We start from the raw sequence: 16,306 nt of genomic DNA, 5'->3' as shown, positions 1-16,306 counted from the left end.
GAGGGGCGTGCGCTTGAAGACTTGGTGGATTGTGGCGGTTGCGATCGTGGCGTCGTGTTCCGCACAGGCCCAGGAGCGCGTGGTCAACTTCTACAACTGGTCGAACTACATGGCACCGGGGGTGCTCGACGCGTTCACCAAGGAGACCGGCATCAAGGTGGTCTACGACACCTTCGATGCCAACGAGACGCTGGAGACGCGGCTGCTTGCCGGCAAGTCCGGCTATGACGTGGTGGTGCCGACGGCTTATTTCCTGCAGCGCCAGATCAAGGCCAACATCTTCCAGAAGCTCGACCGGTCGAAGCTGCCCAATCTCGCCAACGCATGGCCGGTGGTGACGGGGCGGCTCGCGGTGTACGACCCCGGCAACACCTACGCAGCCAACTATATGTGGGGCACCACCGGCATCGGCTACAACGCGAAGGCCGTGCGCACCATTCTCGGTCCCGACGCCAAGATCGACTCCTGGGACATCGTGTTTCGCCCGGAAAATCTGGCGAAATTCAAGGATTGCGGCATCCACATGCTGGATTCGGCCGACGACATCCTGCCGGCGGCGCTGAATTATCTCGGGCTTGATCCCAATTCGCAGGCGCAAGCCGATCTGGAAAAGGCGGCCGAGGTCGTCGGCAAGGTTCGGCCGTATGTTCGCAAATTCCATTCGTCGGAGTATCTGAGCGCGCTGGCGACCGGTGAAATCTGCTTCGTGGTCGGCTGGTCCGGCGACATCAAGCAAGCGCAGAGCCGGGCGGCCGAGGCCAACAATGGCGTCGAGATCGGCTACGCGATCCCGAAGGAGGGCGCGCAGATGTTCTTCGACAATCTGGCCATTCCGGCCGACGCGAAGAACGTCGCGGAAGCCTACGAGTTGATCAATTACCTGTACCGCCCCGACGTGGCGGCGAAGAATTCCGATTTCCTGTCCTATGCCAACGGCAATCTGGCGAGCCAGAAGCTGCTCGATCCGAAGATCTTCAACGATCCGACCGTCTATCCAGACGAGGCGACGCTGCAGAAGCTGTTCGTGATAACGGCCCGCGACCCGGCGGTCCAGCGTGTCATCAACCGGCTGTGGACACGGGTGAAGACCGGGCGCTGATAGCGTAGCGTTGTCGTGGAGAAAACGCGTCAACAATAGAACGACAAGCAGCTCACCGCCAGCGGCGGTGCAGCCACAGCCATTGCTCGGGATGTTCGCGCACCCAGCCCTCGATCACCGAGGTGACCGCCTGCATCGTGCCCTGCACGTCGACCTTGCCCGACGCATCCCGTGGCGGAATCACCTCGTCGCAGAGTTCCGCGCGAAAGCGGTAGCCGGGCAGGCGGATGATGCGCACGCCATGGATCGGCGCATCGATCTGGCGCGCCAGCCGTGCCAGCAACGGATTGGTCTTGGCCTTGCGTCCGAAAAAGGTGACGTCGACGCCGCGGCTGAAATGCTGATCCACCAGCATGCCGACATGCACGCCGTCATCGAGCGCGTGCGCGAGCCGCAGCGGCGCGTCGGCGGTGGTCGCGATCATGGTGCCCATGTTGACGGCACGCATATTCTGGATGGCGCGGTCGGCGGCGGCGATGTTGGGCCGGCGAAACAGCACGGCGGATGGCATGCCGTAAGCGGGAGCGGCGAGCGCCGGCAACTCCCAGTTGGCCAGGTGGGACGCAAAAATCAGCGCGCCCTTGCCGTCGGTGCGCAGCTTGTCGAAAAGCTCCCTCGTGCCTGGAGCCAACTCGATCCGGCCGCGACCCGGATAATCCGGATCGAAATCCCAGATGTGATCGAGATGGGCGAACTCCGCGCCGACGCGGCCGAGGTTTTCCCACACGCCGCGCAGGATGGCCTCGATTTCGTCGGCTGATTTTTCGGGAAACGCCGCGGTGAGATTGGTGCGGCCGATCTTGTGTTCGCTGAGGTAGGGACCGATGGTGCGGGTGATCCGCGCAAACGCGTTGGCGGTGCGCTCCGCATCGAAATAGCGCGTCGCGCTGAGCAGTCCGACCACGAGCGCACCGACCACGGCCTCAACCGCGGGCTTGATGGCGTCGCGGAGCAGGGCTCGCGTGCGGAGAAACAGCCGCAGCATCAAAACTGAACGATGATCTTGCCGAACACCTGCCGGCTTTCCATCCGCTTCAGCGCGGCGGCAACGTCGTCCAGCGGCACGTCGGTGTCGATCACCGGCTTCATGCCGGCGGCCATCTTGTCGAGGCTTTCCGCGATGTTGCGGATCGATGCTCCGAACGAACCGATGATGCGGTATTGCTGCTGGAACAGCTGCATCAGATTGAGGGTGGTGGTCGGTCCGGAGGTCGCGCCGCAGGTGACGAGCCGTCCGCCCCGCTTCATGGTCAGCAGGGAGCCGTTGAAGGTGTCCGCACCGACGTGCTCGAACACCACGTCGACGCCCTTCTTTTTGGTGATCTTGCGGGTCTCGTGCTCGAAGCGATCCTTGCGATAGTTGATGACGTGATCGGCGCCCAGCGCCTTGACGCCTTCGATCTTGGAATCGTCGCCGACGGTGGTGATCACGGTGCAGCCGATCGCCTTCGCCATCATGATGGCGACCGTGCCGATGCCGGAGCCGCCGGCCTGCACCAGCACGGTTTCGCCGGGCTCCAGCTTGGCGTTGTCGAACAGCATGTGCTGCACCGTGGAGAACGCAATCGGCGCGCAGGCCGCGTCGCGGGCGCTGACGCCGTCCGGCACCGGGATCACCAGCCGTTCGGGCATGTTCAGCAGTTCGCGGGCGAAGCCGTCGACATGGAAGCCCATGATGCCCCCGACATTCTCGCAGAGATTGTCGCGGCCTTCGCGGCAGGCCTTGCAGACGCCGCAGGTCAGCGCGCCGTACATCACGACCGGTTGCCCGACCCTGAAGCGGGTGACGCCGTCGCCGATGGCGGCGATCTCGCCCGACGCCTCGGCGCCCACGGCGAGCGGCAGCTTGCGCTTGGCGAAGGCCATGCCGCGATAGCCAAAGACGTCGATGTGGTTGAGGGCAACGGCGCTAACCCTGATCTGGACTTCGCCGGGACCGGGTGAGGCCGGGGGCGCCATGTCCGCCACGATCAACTGGCGGTCGGCAACGAGGGTGAGCGCGCGCATTGTGACGTCCTGAAAAAGGGGATTCGGGGCCGAAAACAGCCGCGAAATGGCTGCCCTGCGTATCACCCGTCCGGGGTGCTGCGTCAACCGGCCAAGCCGGGAGCCGAGCGGGCTTCCGGGGCGTCCGAGGGGCCTGCGGAAGTCGCGTTGGAGCTCAGGCCGGCTCGCCGGTCAGGATCAGGGAGGCGTTCTGCCCGCCGAAACCGAAGGAGTTGGACATCACTGCCGTGACGCGGGCGTCGCGAGCCTTGTTCGGAACCACGTCGAACGCAATGGCCGGATCGGGAACATCGTAATTGATGGTCGGGGGAATGCGCTGGTGGGCAAGTGTCAGCAGCGAAAACACTGCTTCCACCGCGCCGGCCGCCGACAGGGTGTGGCCGATCATCGACTTGTTCGAGGACACCGGAACGCTCTTGGTGCGATCACCGAAAACAGTAGCGACCCCGAGATATTCCATCTTGTCGTTTTCAGGCGTCCCGGTGCCATGGGCATTGATGTAGTCGATCTGTTCCGCCACCATGCCGGCGTCCGTCAGCGCATTGCGCACGCAGCCGATGATGGGCTTGCCGTCCGGCGACGATCGGGTGCGATGGAACGAATCCGCAAGCTCGCCGCAGCCGGCGACGACGCCGAGGATCTTGGCGCCGCGCGCGGTCGCAGCCTCGTAGCTTTCGAGCACCAGGGCGCCTGCGCCTTCCGCCATCACAAAGCCGTCGCGGTTCTTGGAGAACGGCTTGACCGCGCCGTGCGGCGGATCGTTCTGGGTGGAGAGAGCGGAGAGCAGCGAAAACCGGATCAGGGCTTCCGGGTTGACCGAGCCGTCGGTGGCGACGCACAGCGCAGCATCAGCTTCGCCGCGGCGGATCGCTTCGACGCCGAGCTGGATCGCGGTGGCGCCCGAGGCACATGCGGTGGACAGCGAAATCGGCGAGCCCTTGGTGCCGAAGGTCTCGGCGAGATGATCGGCAACCGATCCGAACAGGAAGCGGCGATGATAGCCGGTGAACTGGCCGCCGCCGCAGACCTTCAGCAGGGTATCGTAGTTGATATCCGACGTGGTGCCGGTGGACTTGGCCAATTCCTGCCGCTGCGGCCATTCGACTTCGACGGGGGCAACCGCCAGAAACAGCGGGCCGGGAAAGTCGCCCTTGGTCCCGATGCCGGCCTGCGCGATCGCTTCCTCGGTGACGATGTCGGCGAGACGTTCCGAGAGGTCGGTGGAGGAAAACGGGTCGACCGGGACGAAGTCGATGGTTCCGGCCATGGTGGTCTTCAGGCCGTCGGTCGGGAAGCGGGTGATGGTGCGAATTCCGGACTGCCCTGCGACCAGTTTCGACCAGTTGTCGGCCTTGCCCGCGCCGAGCGACGTCACGACGCCGATGCCGGTTACTACGACAATCGGCCTGCCGAAACTGTCACGCTTGGATGTCATCGTCCCCTCCGTACACTAGTGCCCCGCATCCGAAGTTCGTGATACATCGCAGCACTCTCTGACACGAACTTCGGATGCATCAGGGGCACTAGCAAGTCTATGTTTCTAGTACCGCTTTTCGATCTGAAGTTCCTGGGATGAGTTTGCGGCAAGTGGTGCAGGAACTTCAGATCGGCGGTACTAGTCAGCGGATGGCTTCGAGCAGTGCCATGCCTTCGCCGCGCCAATGGCCGGTGCCGACGACCACTATCTGGTCAGGCGCACCGGGGATTTCAATCTCGAGCCCGCTCGAATCGTTCGGCGGAAACATCTCGCCGCGCGACAACGACAACGCCGCAAGCGCGAGGCCGAGCGGAAACTGCGCTTCCAGCGTGTGCCCGAACATCGTGTTGGTGGCGCGCACGGGAATCGTTTCACGGCTCCGGAGAAACGCACGCTCTTCCGAGGTGACCGGCTCGGCGCCGGTCGCGCCGGTGATGACGGCGACGTTGTTCTTGGCGGGGCCGAGCTTGGTCCACAGCGATTCGAGGGTCTGTTTCACCGCGCCGTCCTTGCGGCGGGCGCGGTCGGCGGCCACGCTGGTCAGCCGGGCGAACGGCTTGGCGCCGCGCGCCTGCGCGTGCTCCTTCGCTTCGATGACCAAGAACACGCCGACGGATCCCAGCGCAAAACCCGGATTGTCACCGCGCTCCCAGACCGGCTGATATTTGTCCTTCAGGTTGAAGTCGCCGAACTCGTAGAGCATCAAGAGATCCTTGCGCTCGCCATTGTGGGCGGCGCCGATCAGGGCGATGTCGCTTTGTCCTGCGGCAATGCGCGCCAGCGCGATTCGCGCGGCATCGACGCCCGCCGCTTCCTCGCCCATGAAGGTGCGGGACGAGCCGGTGACGCCATGGACGATGGCGATGTTGCCGGCAAGCAGATTGGAGAGCTGCGCCAGAAACAGCGTCGGGCGCAAATCGTTCATCAGCCGTTCGTTGAGAAAGCCGGGTGCGGCATTGCCCTGCGCCTGGGCATTGAGAATGGCGCTGTCGACAGCCAAGTCGCGCTCGCCGCCGCCGGCGGCGACGATCATGTCGGTCTTCGACAGGATATCGCTGTTGCCTTTGACGCCTGCGGAATCCAGGGCGAGGCCCGCCGCATAGGTGCCGATGCGCTGCCAGGCTTCCATCTGGCGCTGGTCGCCCTTTTTCGGGATCTGCGTGTCGAACGCGATCGGGACCATCGGGTGGACGACATACGGCGCAAAGCCGGTTTCGTCGACATTGACGCGTCGCTCGCTTAACGCCTCCCAATGCGCATCCAGCCCGATGCCAAGCGACGACGCGATGCCGATGCCGGTGACCCAGGCTTCGCGTTGCGGCGTCGTCGGAGAGGAGGGAGTGTCAGCCATTCGCGATTGCCTGCTTCGGGAATCCGATCTTGGTCGCCATGACTTCCATGTGGGCACGCAAATCGGGATGTGGGAAGGGAACGTGCCGGAATGTCAGGGTTGCATTGCACTTGAGCTTGCCGTCGACCGAGATCTTCGCCTCGGTGACGGCAAACCCGGAGCCCTCGTGCGCGACACGGGCTTCGATCTTGAGCGCTTCGCCCGGCGCAATGAAGGTCCGCATCTTGGCTTCCTTGACGGCCGCCAGGAACGGCATCCGCTCAAACTTCAGCATCGCGATCAACAGCCAGCCCGACGTCTGAGCCATCGCTTCGATCAGAAGCACGCCCGGCATCAGGGGATAGCCGGGAAAATGACCTTCGAAAATCGTGCTGGTCTGCGGGACCTGGGCGTCGACCGTGATCGTCCGCTCACCGACATTGATGGCGGCGATGCGGTCGATCAGCTGAAAATATTCGAGATTCATGGCGGGGCGTTACGCGCCCTTGGCGGCGACCAATTCGTCGATGCGCGCGCTGAGGTTCTTCAGGACGAAGTACTGCTCGGTCGTAGCCTTGCCGTCGTTGACCTCCTGCGTCCACTTTTCCAGTGGCAGCTTGATGCCGAACGCCTTGTCGATGGCAAAGGCGATGTCGAGGAAATCGAGACTGTCGATGCCGAGATCGTCGATCGCGTGACTCTCAGGGGTGATCGTGTCGCGGGGGATATCGCAGGTCTCAGCGATGATGGTGGCGACCTGGTCGAATGTGGCGGTCATCGTTAAGCCTTTGATATATTTGCGAGAAATGCCGTCGATCGGCAGGTCGCAGGGAATCCCGTCCCGGGCGGGGCGCAACCCGCCGGTGAAAAGTCGAATGCCCGTATATCGGAGCGCCGCTCCGAGTTCAATGCCAGCCGGGTTCGCCCACAAGCCCTTTCAGATGCTTTCGGCGGACCGGGGCGGGAAGGCCTGGGGAGGGGGAATCTTGGCGCAATCACGACGGCCGACCAGCACGCAGTCCTGGGTCCGGCGCATGTCGGCGATGGTGGTCGCCAGCCAGACGCCGATGCCGGTCAGCACCAGCGTGAACGCCAGCGCCGCAATGTTCATGACCATGCGGTGCCGATAGTCGTCGACCTCGCCGTCGAGCGGACGCCGAAACCGCGAGAGATCGTCCGGCCCGCGCCGCAGGCTGTGGGGTGATACGTTGTCCTGGACCGCCGCTCGCCCATCACCGGGAGGTTTCGCCAGCGTCCGCGGCCTGAACTTGATGACGCGGTGTTCGCCACTCGTCATGATCGGCTGCTGGCTTGGCATCAACGGAGGCCTGCAAAGGGAGATGTCTCTGCAGCCAGCATAGCGCCGCGGCGCCATGCATTGGAAGCCCGAATAGCGCGAATGTGGCCTGCGATGGCGCCACATTCAGACACGTTTCCGGGAACCCGGCCGGCGTCGGAATCGCCCGCTAAGCTAAGCCGCCTTTGCTTTCTTGGTCGTGCTCTTTTTCTTGCCGGTTTTTGCCGGAGCTTTTGCCTTCAGAAGAGCGGCATGATCGAGAATCGTCTGGTCGGCATAGGCCATCGCGAACGATGCGATCGCATCGTCGAGCGCCTCGCTTCGGCCCATGTAGCCCGCGATTCCTGTGGGATCGCCGGAACGTGCGTGGGCACGTGCGAGGGTGCGGCCGCAGAGCTGGGCATAGTCCGAAAGCGCTTCGCCTTCGCTGAGTTCGCTGATGCCGCCGAGCCTGCGATTCTTCAACGTCCGGATATAAAACTGGCGGCCGGTGTCGTCGTCCTGCGTTGCACCGAGAAAGAAGTCGCTGGCGGCCTGCATCATCTGCTGCCCCTGCACCACGCGGCGACCCTGGTTCCCTTTATAGCCGAGCTTGCCGCCGAGTCGCTCCAGCACCGACGCCTGAGCCTGCTTGATCTGAAGGAACAGCGGTTCGTCGTCACCCGTCATGAACAGGCCGATGCAGCAGAACGTTCCGACGGACCCGACGCCCACTGCCTTGAAGGCGACGTCCTTGAGGGTGAAGCGGTCGAGCAGCCGCAACACCGCTGGATTGAGGCTCTTGCGATAGGCGGCGAACACCCGGTCGACGCCGAGCCGATGCTTCGCGTCGGCCTTCGGATCGAGATGGAAGATGGTCGGCGGCTTGTCGATGATCCTTGGCGTATCGCCACTGACCAGATGCGGAAAATTGTCGTCCTTCGACAGGCCTTCGCCGCGCGCCTTCGCGATCACGACACTGAGCTTGCGTCGCAGGTCGCCATTGCCGATCCGGCCGATCTCCTGTTCGAGGTCGATCCGGCTGTGCCATATTTCCAGCGGGGACAGTTTCGCCAGTTTGGTCATATGCAACCGATAGGATCCGACGGTCGCGGCCGCGAGCGAGCGGGCTTCCTTGCGTGACAGATCCGAGCCGAGCGCCGCAACCGCGACGCTGGCGGCGAGGCGCTTCAGGTCGACGGTGAAGTCGACGCCGGGCAATGTCTCGTCGAAATCGTTGACGTCGAACAGGATGTTGTTCTCCGGCGTGACGAAGGCGCCGAAGTTCATCAGGTGGCTGTCGCCGCCCGCCTGCACCGGAAGTCCAGCCATCGGCTGCGCGGCGAGGTCCGTCGCCATGACGGCAGCTGCTCCACGCAGGAATGCGAACGGGTTGGCCGACATGCGCGCATAACGTTCCGGGACCAGCTCCGGCACACGATCGGGGTCGCTCTCGGCCAGGATCGCCACGGCATTGCGCGACAGCGGCACTTTCAGGTGCGCATGCGCTTCACGCGGCGTCTTGCGGCGGAGCGCCTTGCCCAGCTTGAACCGTTCGGCGCGAGAGCTTGATGTATCGGTCATGGCAAATCCCTCGATCAAAGGCCCGCATCATAGGCACGCTTGTGCGAAGCTGCCAAACCCGGCTGCCGCCATTGTCAGCAAATTGTGATCGGCCGGCCGGCGGCTGCGTCAGGCCTTTGGCAGTCGTCCCAAGGTGTAGAACTCGTCGTTCGGCATCATGTTGCTGAAATTGGCGATGCGGTTTGACATGCCGAAGAACGCCGAGATCGCGGCAATGTCCCAGATCTCGTCATTGCTGAGACCGTGCCCGGCCAGCGCGGCAAAATCCGGTTCGCCGACCTTGTGCGACTCCGTGGTGATCTTCACCGCGAAGTCCAGCATCGCTTTCTGCCGCGCGGTGATATCAGCCTTGCGGTAGTTGACGGCGATCTGGTCGGCCAGCAGCGGCTTCTTCGCGCGGATGCGCAGCACCGCGCCGTGTGCGATCACGCAGTACAGGCACTGGTTGACCGCGCTGGTCGCGACCACGATCATTTCCCGCTCGGCCTTGCTGAGGCCGGTATCCTTGTCCATCAGCGTGTCGTGGTAGGCAAAGAACGCGCGAAACTCTTCCGGCCGCTGCGCCAGTACCATGAAGACGTTGGGCACGAAGCCGGACTTCTCCTGCACTGTGAGGATGCGCGTGCGGATATCGTCGGGCAGCGTTTCGAGCTGGGGAATCGGAAAGCGGCTGGTCTCGGTCTGTGTCATGATTGTGATCCATTGTACCGGCGAAACCACCGGCAGACTGGGAATCACGATAATCGAGGACGGCCGCGCCGGATAGCTCCGACCGTGGAGAGCTCAGCGCAGGGGTTTCTTCAGCAGTTGGAAGCGGTCGGGATCGAATCCCATCGACGGCTGCAGCATCGGAGCGTCCGCCGTCCGCGGCTGCAATTGCGGCTTCTCGAGGAAGCCGGGATCGTTGGGGACTTCGCGGGCGGATGTGGCGCCGCGCCAGCGCTCCAGCACCGTGGTGACGAAGTGAAGGTCCTGACCGCGGCTGGAGGTGGGAACGGTTGCAATCGTTGCCTCGCTGCGGGGCAATTGATGCGGTGGAACTTCCTTGAAGCGCAGCCGTGTCGGCAGCGCCACGCCTTCACCGAAAGCCAGCACCTCGCGGGTGCCAAGCGAGGGCACGAACGACAGCAGGTTTGCGGCGGCATCCGACACTGCGGAACGCAACAGCGCCTGGTCGCGGTCGTTGGCCATGCGCATCGCAAACAGCGTGCTGCACTGGGAGATGATGGTGGCGTCGAGTTCGGCCGGCCGCTGCGTGATCAGCGCCAGATAAACCCCGTATTTGCGGCCTTCCTTGGCGATGCGCGACACCGCCTTGCGTGTCGGTCCGAAGCCGATGCTGCGATCGGCTGACGCGTAGCGGTGGGCTTCCTCGCACACGAACAGCATGGGGGAGGCGCCGTCGCTCCACAGCCCGAAGTCGAACGCCATCCGGCAGACCACCGACACCACCGAATCGACGACTTCGGCGGGGAAGCCCGCAAGCTGCATGATCGTCATCGGCTTGCCGTTGGCCGGCATCCGGAACAGGTGGCTGATGACGTCAGCCATGGTGTCGCCGCCGACATTGGCATTGTCGAACATGAAGGCGTAACGCGGATCGTTCTTGACCGTCTCGATGCGCGACAGCAGCTTGTGGTAGATGATGCGGCTGGAGCGGTTTTCCAGCTTGCCCATGCGCTCGTCGATCTGGGCGATCAGGTCGACCAGGCGATAGGGCACCGGTGTATCGACGGTGTATCCCACGGTCTTGGGATCGACCCGCTTCAGGCCGAGCCGGTCGGAATTCTGGTACTGGGTGTAGAGCGCCTTGGCGAGGGGAATGACCTCGGAGAGAATTTCGAGCTCTTCCGGCACGCCTGGGCGCCCACCGAAAAAGACGTCGACGATCTCCTCGAAATTGAACAGCCAGAACGGCAGTTTCAGGTTGCGCGGGTTGAGCACCAAAGCGCGGCTGCCAAAGCAGCGGCCGTATTCGTTGTGCACGTCGAGCAGGAATACCCGCAGGTTCGGTCGCGCCAGCAGGATCTCGTTGAGAAGCAGTGATACGCCGCTGGATTTGCCGACGCCGGTCGAACCGAGCACCGCGAAATGCTTGTTGAGCATTTCCTCGACGTCGATATAGGCCATGACGGTCGGATCCTGCTGCAGCGTTCCCACATTGATGTGGTCGGAGCGGGCCGGCGTGTAGATCGTCCGCAGTTCCTGGTTGGTGGTCAGCTCGGCGGAATCCCCGATGGTGGGATAACTGGTGACGCCGCGCTGGAAGCGCTGTGACGATCCGCTCCCGAGAATTTCGCCCAGCAGGTCGACCGACGCGACCGCCATGTAAGGGCTGCCCGGCGGCAGATGTTCAGAGGAGACTTCCGTGACGATGGCAACGATGGCGGAGCCGGCGCAGCGGATGCTGATGAAGCGCCCGACCGTGGCGCGCACCTCGGCCAATCCCATTTGGCTCGCCGCGAGCAGACCGACTCGGGCTTGCGACCCGCGGACCAGAATGACGCGCCCGAATTGCGCAGCGGGAGCCGAACTCAGCATCGAAAGAACCAGTATTCTTTATTGTTTATCTCTGGATCAACTATGGAGGGGGTGTTTGGACAAAATGTTAAGCTTTGGCCCCACCCTCGGTGGTACCGCCCTGCAACCTGCGGTGGATTTTCCGTCCAATATCGCGGCGGGTTTGGTAATATGTTGTTCTCAAAGGTAAATTCTGACCGCCGGAAAGCCAGGGCCGGGCAGGTTCCCCGCGGGCTTAACGCCCCATTCACCATAATAGAGTGCGACGGACCGATGGCGCTGGAGCCACGAGATCTCGTCTGCAAAATCTCGGCGCGGGCCAATCGGCGGTCATTGTCATATTCGATCGGCAGAACCGAATTTCTGGCGACAAGTGGGGTAGACCGCAGCGTTCGAGCACTCTATATCGGGCGCCAAGACGCTTCGTTTGCTGAGGCGGAGGTTATTCTCCGCATCAGGCGGTTTAGCCGCCGGATCAGCTACTGTTGGGGAATCGTCTAATGGTAGGACTGCAGACTCTGACTCTGCCTGTCTAGGTTCGAATCCTAGTTCCCCAGCCAGCCTGAACGGCTGAGTGAAACAAGCGCACTTTCCCATTTGCTTCTGTGACGCAGGTCGCTGCTTTGCGGCTCGTTGTGTGCGGCGCGTGCCGGAATGTCGCCGATCGGATACATCGGCGCGCATCGCTACTGCGCGATTCGCGGATGGATGGGGCTAACGCCGGCCACCGCCACCCATTCCCCCGCCGCCGAATCCGCCACCGCCCATGCCGCCGGGTCCCCCAGGGCCGCCGGTCCCGCCGGGTCCGAAAGGCCCCCCTGGACCACCAGGCCCGCCAGCCCCACCGGAATCACTTGGTCCGCTGGAGCCGCCAGGTCCTCGTGGTGCAGCGGAGTTATCCGGTCCGCGCGCGCCACCGGGGGAGTGTCCCGGTGTATTGGGCGCCGTAACGGGGCCGCGGCCAGTCCCGCTGCCCGGCGTTGTGCCGGAAGGCGAGCCCGCGTTCTGACGGGCGGAGCGCACCGTGTCGATCTGCAGACCCTGCGCACCATCACGGACGGCAGAGATCACCAAGCGTGCTTCGCCGCCGGTCGCTGGCTGGTAGCGTGAGGCGTTGCGCGCGACATAACCCGAACCGAGCCGCAGGCTGTCGCCGTCGCGCCGCGCGTAGGTTTCGATCAGCAGGCGGTTGGCACCGGCAAGATCGGACAGGTCATCAACACTCGCGCGCGACACCTGCATCACACCTTGCGTGGTGCGTCCCTCGACCCAGACACGCCGACCGACCAGGGCGCCAGTCATGCCGCCGAGCCGCAGGGCGCCGATGTGCAGGCCATCGGCATCGCGCTCCAGCACGCCAGCCACATGCGGGGTCGCATCCTGGCGTCGATCGACCAGGCTCGCGACAATGGTGCCGCTGGTCTGGCGCAGGCCGAACACCGCGACCTCAGTGCCGGGGCGCAGCCAGTCCGCGCGGCCGTTCCACAGCACGCGTTGTCCGAGCACGGTGATCTCGCCTTTGCGGACCGCGTCGATTGGTCCCGCGACCTCGGAGACCACATTGATGGCGCGGGTGGTCAGCGATCCGTTGACCCCGCGTGTTGCCACCGTGCGTGCCACCTGTCCGATCCGCAGCGCTTTCGCTGTGGCGGGCTGATCGTCGATTCGCACCGGCACGTCAGGCGCGTAGCCGATCCGCTCGCCGTTGACGAAAATGCTGCCGAAGCGCTGGATCACTCCGACAATGCCGGTCCCGCCAATGCCGTGATCCCCCGAGGTTGCGGAGGAGACGCCGGTGCCGCCGATCCCGTGATCATTGCCCCGGGTCTGAGCCCACGCTCCAGGCGTGATCAGCCAGGAGAGTCCCGCCAGCAATGCCCTGCGCGAGACGATCGGCCGCTTGGTCATGATTGGGCGTCTCTGTCGTCACGGGGCGGGGTGTCGGCAGTTTCGCGGTAGATATACACGCCGAAATTCCATCGGCAGTTGCCGCCTTCGTCCTTGGCGAGCGCGCGGTTGGCCTCACGGTTGAGGGTCTTCAACGCCTCCATCGCCAGTTCGCGGGATCGAATCTCCAGCCGCGCCGCCAGCTTTTGCGAAATTCCGTCGTAGTGAACCGCGCGCTCGAGAAAACGTGGCGTTGCGGTCGACACGTTGTCGACCGCGGCGGCGATGTGATCGTGAAGATTGCGGCCGAGATAGTGCCACTTGCGATCATCGTCGCCGCGCGGGACGAAGCCGGCATCCACCAGCACGATCTCGTCGTTTTCATTCAGCGTGACGAGATTGCGGTCGAGCCATTCGTCGAGAACCGCGCGCGGACGCACGTCCTTGGTGATCGAGGTAACGAGCGATTCGAACGAAGGCGCGTCGTCACCAGCCGTGCGCGGCAGCGGCAGCGGATTTCCATCGGGGCCAGTAAATTCCGGCGCGGCAATCCAGCGGGCGATGATCGCGCTGGTGCGGGACAGAGCAGGGGGCGTTTCATTGACCGGGGCGCCTGCGCCACGCAGCCGCGCTACCTCCTTGCGGTGGATACCGGTGAGCAGGGTGACGCGGCTGTCGGTCTGCTCCTTCTTGTCCAGGACGAAATCGTGTTCGGCGACGTTGACATAGAGCTCGCGCAGAAGCTGTGCCAGCGTCGGAAACGTCATGCCGCCGCGAATGCACAGCCTGACCAGCGGCCGCAACAGGCGCGCGAGTGGTCTCTGCAGATTCTGCGCGGCGATCGGGGGAGGCGATGCAGGCCTCGGAGCTCGGGGAGGCGTGCCCATCATGAGGGCAATCTCTAGCATCGGCGTGCGTGGGATACAATCCCACCTCAGTTGACGTGTGAAAATTTCCCACGTATATGGTTGGCGCCATCCAAACACGAGGAGAGCCCGCCCATGGGTCGACCGTTCCGTTGTTCCGAGAACCCCGTCGTTCAGCCCGGCGCTGACATTGGCGACAGTCCGATGATCGAAGCGGTGTTGCGTGCAGCTCTGCTGACGCTGCTGTGCAGCGCCGCCATTTTCTCGCTGATCGTCGCCTCGTACGACATCGCCCTGTTGGTCGGCTGAGCAGAAAATCGCCAATGACAACGATCCATGACTTGCGCCGGCGCCCCTCGGTTCTGCACGTCTTCAAGATCTATTATCCAGACCTGTTCGGCGGGACGCTCACGGTGATCCGTGACATCTGTGCCGGGCTGAAGAACCGGTTTGCCTTTGCAGCACTGGTTTGCTCGCGTTCGAAGGAGCCCCGCCACATCGTAGTGGACGACGTTTCCGTCGAGCGCGTCCGGTCGTTCGGCGATCTCCTGTCGATGCCGCTGGCGCCGACCTATCCGCTGTCGCTGTGGCGGCGGATCGCGAGGCACGATCTGTGCGCGCTCCATGCACCGTTTCCGCTTGCCGATCTGGTGTTTGCGCTGGGTTTTGGTCGCAGGTGCCCGCTGGTGGTGCACTGGCATGCCGACATCGTCACGCATGCCACGCTGCGTCCGCTGGTTGAGCCGCTGATGCGCCGGACGCTACGGCGTGCTGAGGCCATCATCGTCTCTGACGCCGTTTTGTTGCGCAAGACGCCGCTGTTGCGGGAGTTCGCGGACAAGGTCCATGTCGTCCCGTTTGGCATCGACACCTCGACATACGATCGGCCGGCGCTTGCGCGCGACAGCGAACGTGAGGATCGCGCCCGGCACCCGACGGTGGTGCTCGCCTGCGGCCGGCTCGTTCCCTACAAGGGCTTCGACGTGCTGCTGCGCGCCGCCGCGGGCCAGACCTTCGATGTCTGGATCGTGGGCGAGGGACGTGAGCGCGAGCGGCTTGAGCAATTGGTCAGCACCCTTGGCCTCGGTGAGCGGGTCCGGTTGCTCGGTTGTGTGCCCGACGACGAACTCGTGCAACTGATGGCCAAGGCCGACGTCTTCGTTTTGCCGTCGGTCACTTCTGCGGAAACGTTCGGTCTCGCCCAGCTCGAGGCGATGGCCGCGGGGCTTCCGATCGTCAATACGTCACTCGCGACCGCGGTTCCACTGATCGCGCGCGACGGGATCGAGGCGATCACGGTGCTGCCGGGCGATCACGAGGGCCTCGCCGAGGCCCTCAACACCCTGGCGGACGATGCAGAGCTGCGTGACCGCATGGGCCGCGCCGGCCGACTGCGAGCACGGTCGGTCTACTCGGTCGATACCTTCCGGGAAGGGATCGATACGGTCTATCGCCGAGCGATCGCGGACCATGCGGCGCGCCACAAACCAGCCAGCCGTCAGGATCATGCGATGCCGAGTTCGATCCGGGTCGCGGCGACGCTCGCCTGGTCCGACATGCGTCATCGTTATGTCCGATCGATCCTCGGCCCGTTCTGGATGTCGCTGCAGATGGCGGTCATGGTGATGGTGCTCGGTTCCGTGATCGGCCAGATGTCCGATACCGGCACGGCCGAGCGGCTGCCGATGCTGGCGGTCAGCCTGACGGCATGGACGTTCCTGAGCGGCGTGGTGCTCGACGCGACCGGCGCATTGCAGGGGGCGGGCAGTCTGATCAAGGATCGCGCCCTGCCGCCAATCATCTTCCTGTTGCAATGCGTATTCCGCCAGGGGCTGTTCGCGCTGCACAATCTTTGCGTACCGGTCGTGCTCTGGCTGCTGCTGGCGCGGCACGGGTCCGCGCACCTGCTGGCCGCGATGCCGGGTCTCGTGCTTTTTATCGGTTGCACGCTCGGGCTCGGCCTGGTGCTGGGGGCACTCGCAACCCGCTACCGCGACCTGAAACCAATCATCGAATCGTCTCTGACACTGGCGTTCCTGTCGGCTCCGATCATCTGGACCACTGACTTCATCAGCCACGGATCGATCGTATTGCGCCTCAATCCGTTGACGCATCTGTTCGCAGTCTGGCGCGACCCGCTGGCGACCGGGCACGTCGATATCATGAGCGTGGTCTATGTCCTTGTCTTCGCAGCAATCCTGGCGATCGCCAGCGTTGTGGCCGTCGCGCGGTTGCGCAAAGCCGTGTTCTGGATCTGACC

Annotated in this window: 14 protein-coding genes and 1 tRNA gene; 3 read left to right on the top strand and 12 right to left on the bottom strand. The window is 63.9% G+C overall.

Annotated features, from left to right (window positions below; genetic code table 11):
* The first annotated feature begins 7 nt into the window (after positions 1 to 7).
* Entirely contained in the window at positions 8 to 1,099 is a 1,092-nt protein-coding gene (locus tag RS897_RS34365; protein WP_407654361.1) for a polyamine ABC transporter substrate-binding protein, read from the top strand.
* Positions 1,100 to 1,151: 52 nt separating this feature from the next.
* On the opposite strand, the gene RS897_RS34360 is transcribed toward RS897_RS34365, so the two are convergent.
* The 10 genes from RS897_RS34360 to RS897_RS34315 form a co-directional block, all read right to left on the bottom strand.
* Positions 1,152 to 2,084, bottom strand: coding sequence for a lipid A biosynthesis lauroyl acyltransferase (locus tag RS897_RS34360; protein WP_315833115.1), 933 nt, complete (start codon positions 2,082 to 2,084; stop codon positions 1,152 to 1,154).
* Positions 2,084 to 3,106 (bottom strand): zinc-binding dehydrogenase, encoded by a 1,023-nt coding sequence (locus RS897_RS34355; RefSeq protein WP_315833114.1) that lies wholly within the window; start codon positions 3,104 to 3,106, stop codon positions 2,084 to 2,086. Before RS897_RS34355 ends, RS897_RS34360 begins: the two co-directional genes overlap by 1 nt.
* 154 nt (positions 3,107 to 3,260) lie before the next feature.
* Entirely contained in the window at positions 3,261 to 4,541 is a 1,281-nt protein-coding gene (locus tag RS897_RS34350; RefSeq protein ID WP_315833113.1) for a beta-ketoacyl-ACP synthase, read from the bottom strand.
* 184 nt (positions 4,542 to 4,725) lie between these two features.
* On the bottom strand, positions 4,726 to 5,934 hold the full coding sequence (locus RS897_RS34345) for a beta-ketoacyl-ACP synthase (protein WP_315833112.1): 1,209 nt from the start codon (positions 5,932 to 5,934) through the stop codon (positions 4,726 to 4,728).
* Positions 5,927 to 6,400, bottom strand: a complete 474-nt coding sequence (locus tag RS897_RS34340; protein WP_315833111.1) for a 3-hydroxyacyl-ACP dehydratase FabZ family protein — start codon at positions 6,398 to 6,400, stop codon at positions 5,927 to 5,929. The genes RS897_RS34345 and RS897_RS34340 overlap by 8 nt, the downstream gene beginning before the upstream one ends.
* Before the next feature lie 9 nt (positions 6,401 to 6,409).
* A complete protein-coding gene (locus RS897_RS34335; RefSeq protein WP_315838832.1) occupies positions 6,410 to 6,691 on the bottom strand; it encodes an acyl carrier protein in 282 nt (93 codons plus the stop codon).
* Between the two features lie 159 nt (positions 6,692 to 6,850).
* A complete protein-coding gene (locus tag RS897_RS34330) occupies positions 6,851 to 7,231 on the bottom strand; it encodes a hypothetical protein (RefSeq protein ID WP_315833110.1) in 381 nt (126 codons plus the stop codon).
* 153 nt (positions 7,232 to 7,384) lie between these two features.
* Complete coding sequence (locus tag RS897_RS34325; protein WP_315833109.1) at positions 7,385 to 8,773, bottom strand: DUF2252 domain-containing protein; 1,389 nt, start codon at positions 8,771 to 8,773, stop codon at positions 7,385 to 7,387.
* A gap of 108 nt (positions 8,774 to 8,881) precedes the next feature.
* Positions 8,882 to 9,463 (bottom strand): peroxidase-related enzyme, encoded by a 582-nt coding sequence (locus RS897_RS34320; protein ID WP_315833108.1) that lies wholly within the window; start codon positions 9,461 to 9,463, stop codon positions 8,882 to 8,884.
* A gap of 93 nt (positions 9,464 to 9,556) precedes the next feature.
* Positions 9,557 to 11,314, bottom strand: a complete 1,758-nt coding sequence (locus RS897_RS34315; RefSeq protein ID WP_315833107.1) for an ATP-binding protein — start codon at positions 11,312 to 11,314, stop codon at positions 9,557 to 9,559.
* 465 nt (positions 11,315 to 11,779) lie between these two features.
* On the opposite strand from RS897_RS34315, the gene RS897_RS34310 reads away from it, so the two are divergent.
* Positions 11,780 to 11,853, top strand: a tRNA-Gln gene (locus RS897_RS34310).
* A gap of 154 nt (positions 11,854 to 12,007) precedes the next feature.
* On the opposite strand, the gene RS897_RS34305 is transcribed toward RS897_RS34310, so the two are convergent.
* Together RS897_RS34305 and RS897_RS34300 are read right to left on the bottom strand one after the other, a co-directional pair.
* A complete protein-coding gene (locus RS897_RS34305) occupies positions 12,008 to 13,201 on the bottom strand; it encodes a hypothetical protein (RefSeq protein WP_315833106.1) in 1,194 nt (397 codons plus the stop codon).
* Complete coding sequence (locus RS897_RS34300; RefSeq protein WP_407654585.1) at positions 13,198 to 14,067, bottom strand: DUF6502 family protein; 870 nt, start codon at positions 14,065 to 14,067, stop codon at positions 13,198 to 13,200. The genes RS897_RS34305 and RS897_RS34300 overlap by 4 nt, the downstream gene beginning before the upstream one ends.
* Before the next feature lie 302 nt (positions 14,068 to 14,369).
* On the opposite strand from RS897_RS34300, the gene RS897_RS34295 reads away from it, so the two are divergent.
* Positions 14,370 to 16,304, top strand: a complete 1,935-nt coding sequence (locus tag RS897_RS34295; protein ID WP_315833105.1) for a glycosyltransferase — start codon at positions 14,370 to 14,372, stop codon at positions 16,302 to 16,304.
* Positions 16,305 to 16,306: the final 2 nt, after the last annotated feature.

The organism is Bradyrhizobium prioriisuperbiae, from assembly GCF_032397745.1.
GTDB lineage: Bacteria > Pseudomonadota > Alphaproteobacteria > Rhizobiales > Xanthobacteraceae > Bradyrhizobium_A > Bradyrhizobium_A prioriisuperbiae.
Note: the sequence above shows the minus strand (reverse complement) of the source record. Positions and strands in the feature narration are given on the sequence as shown.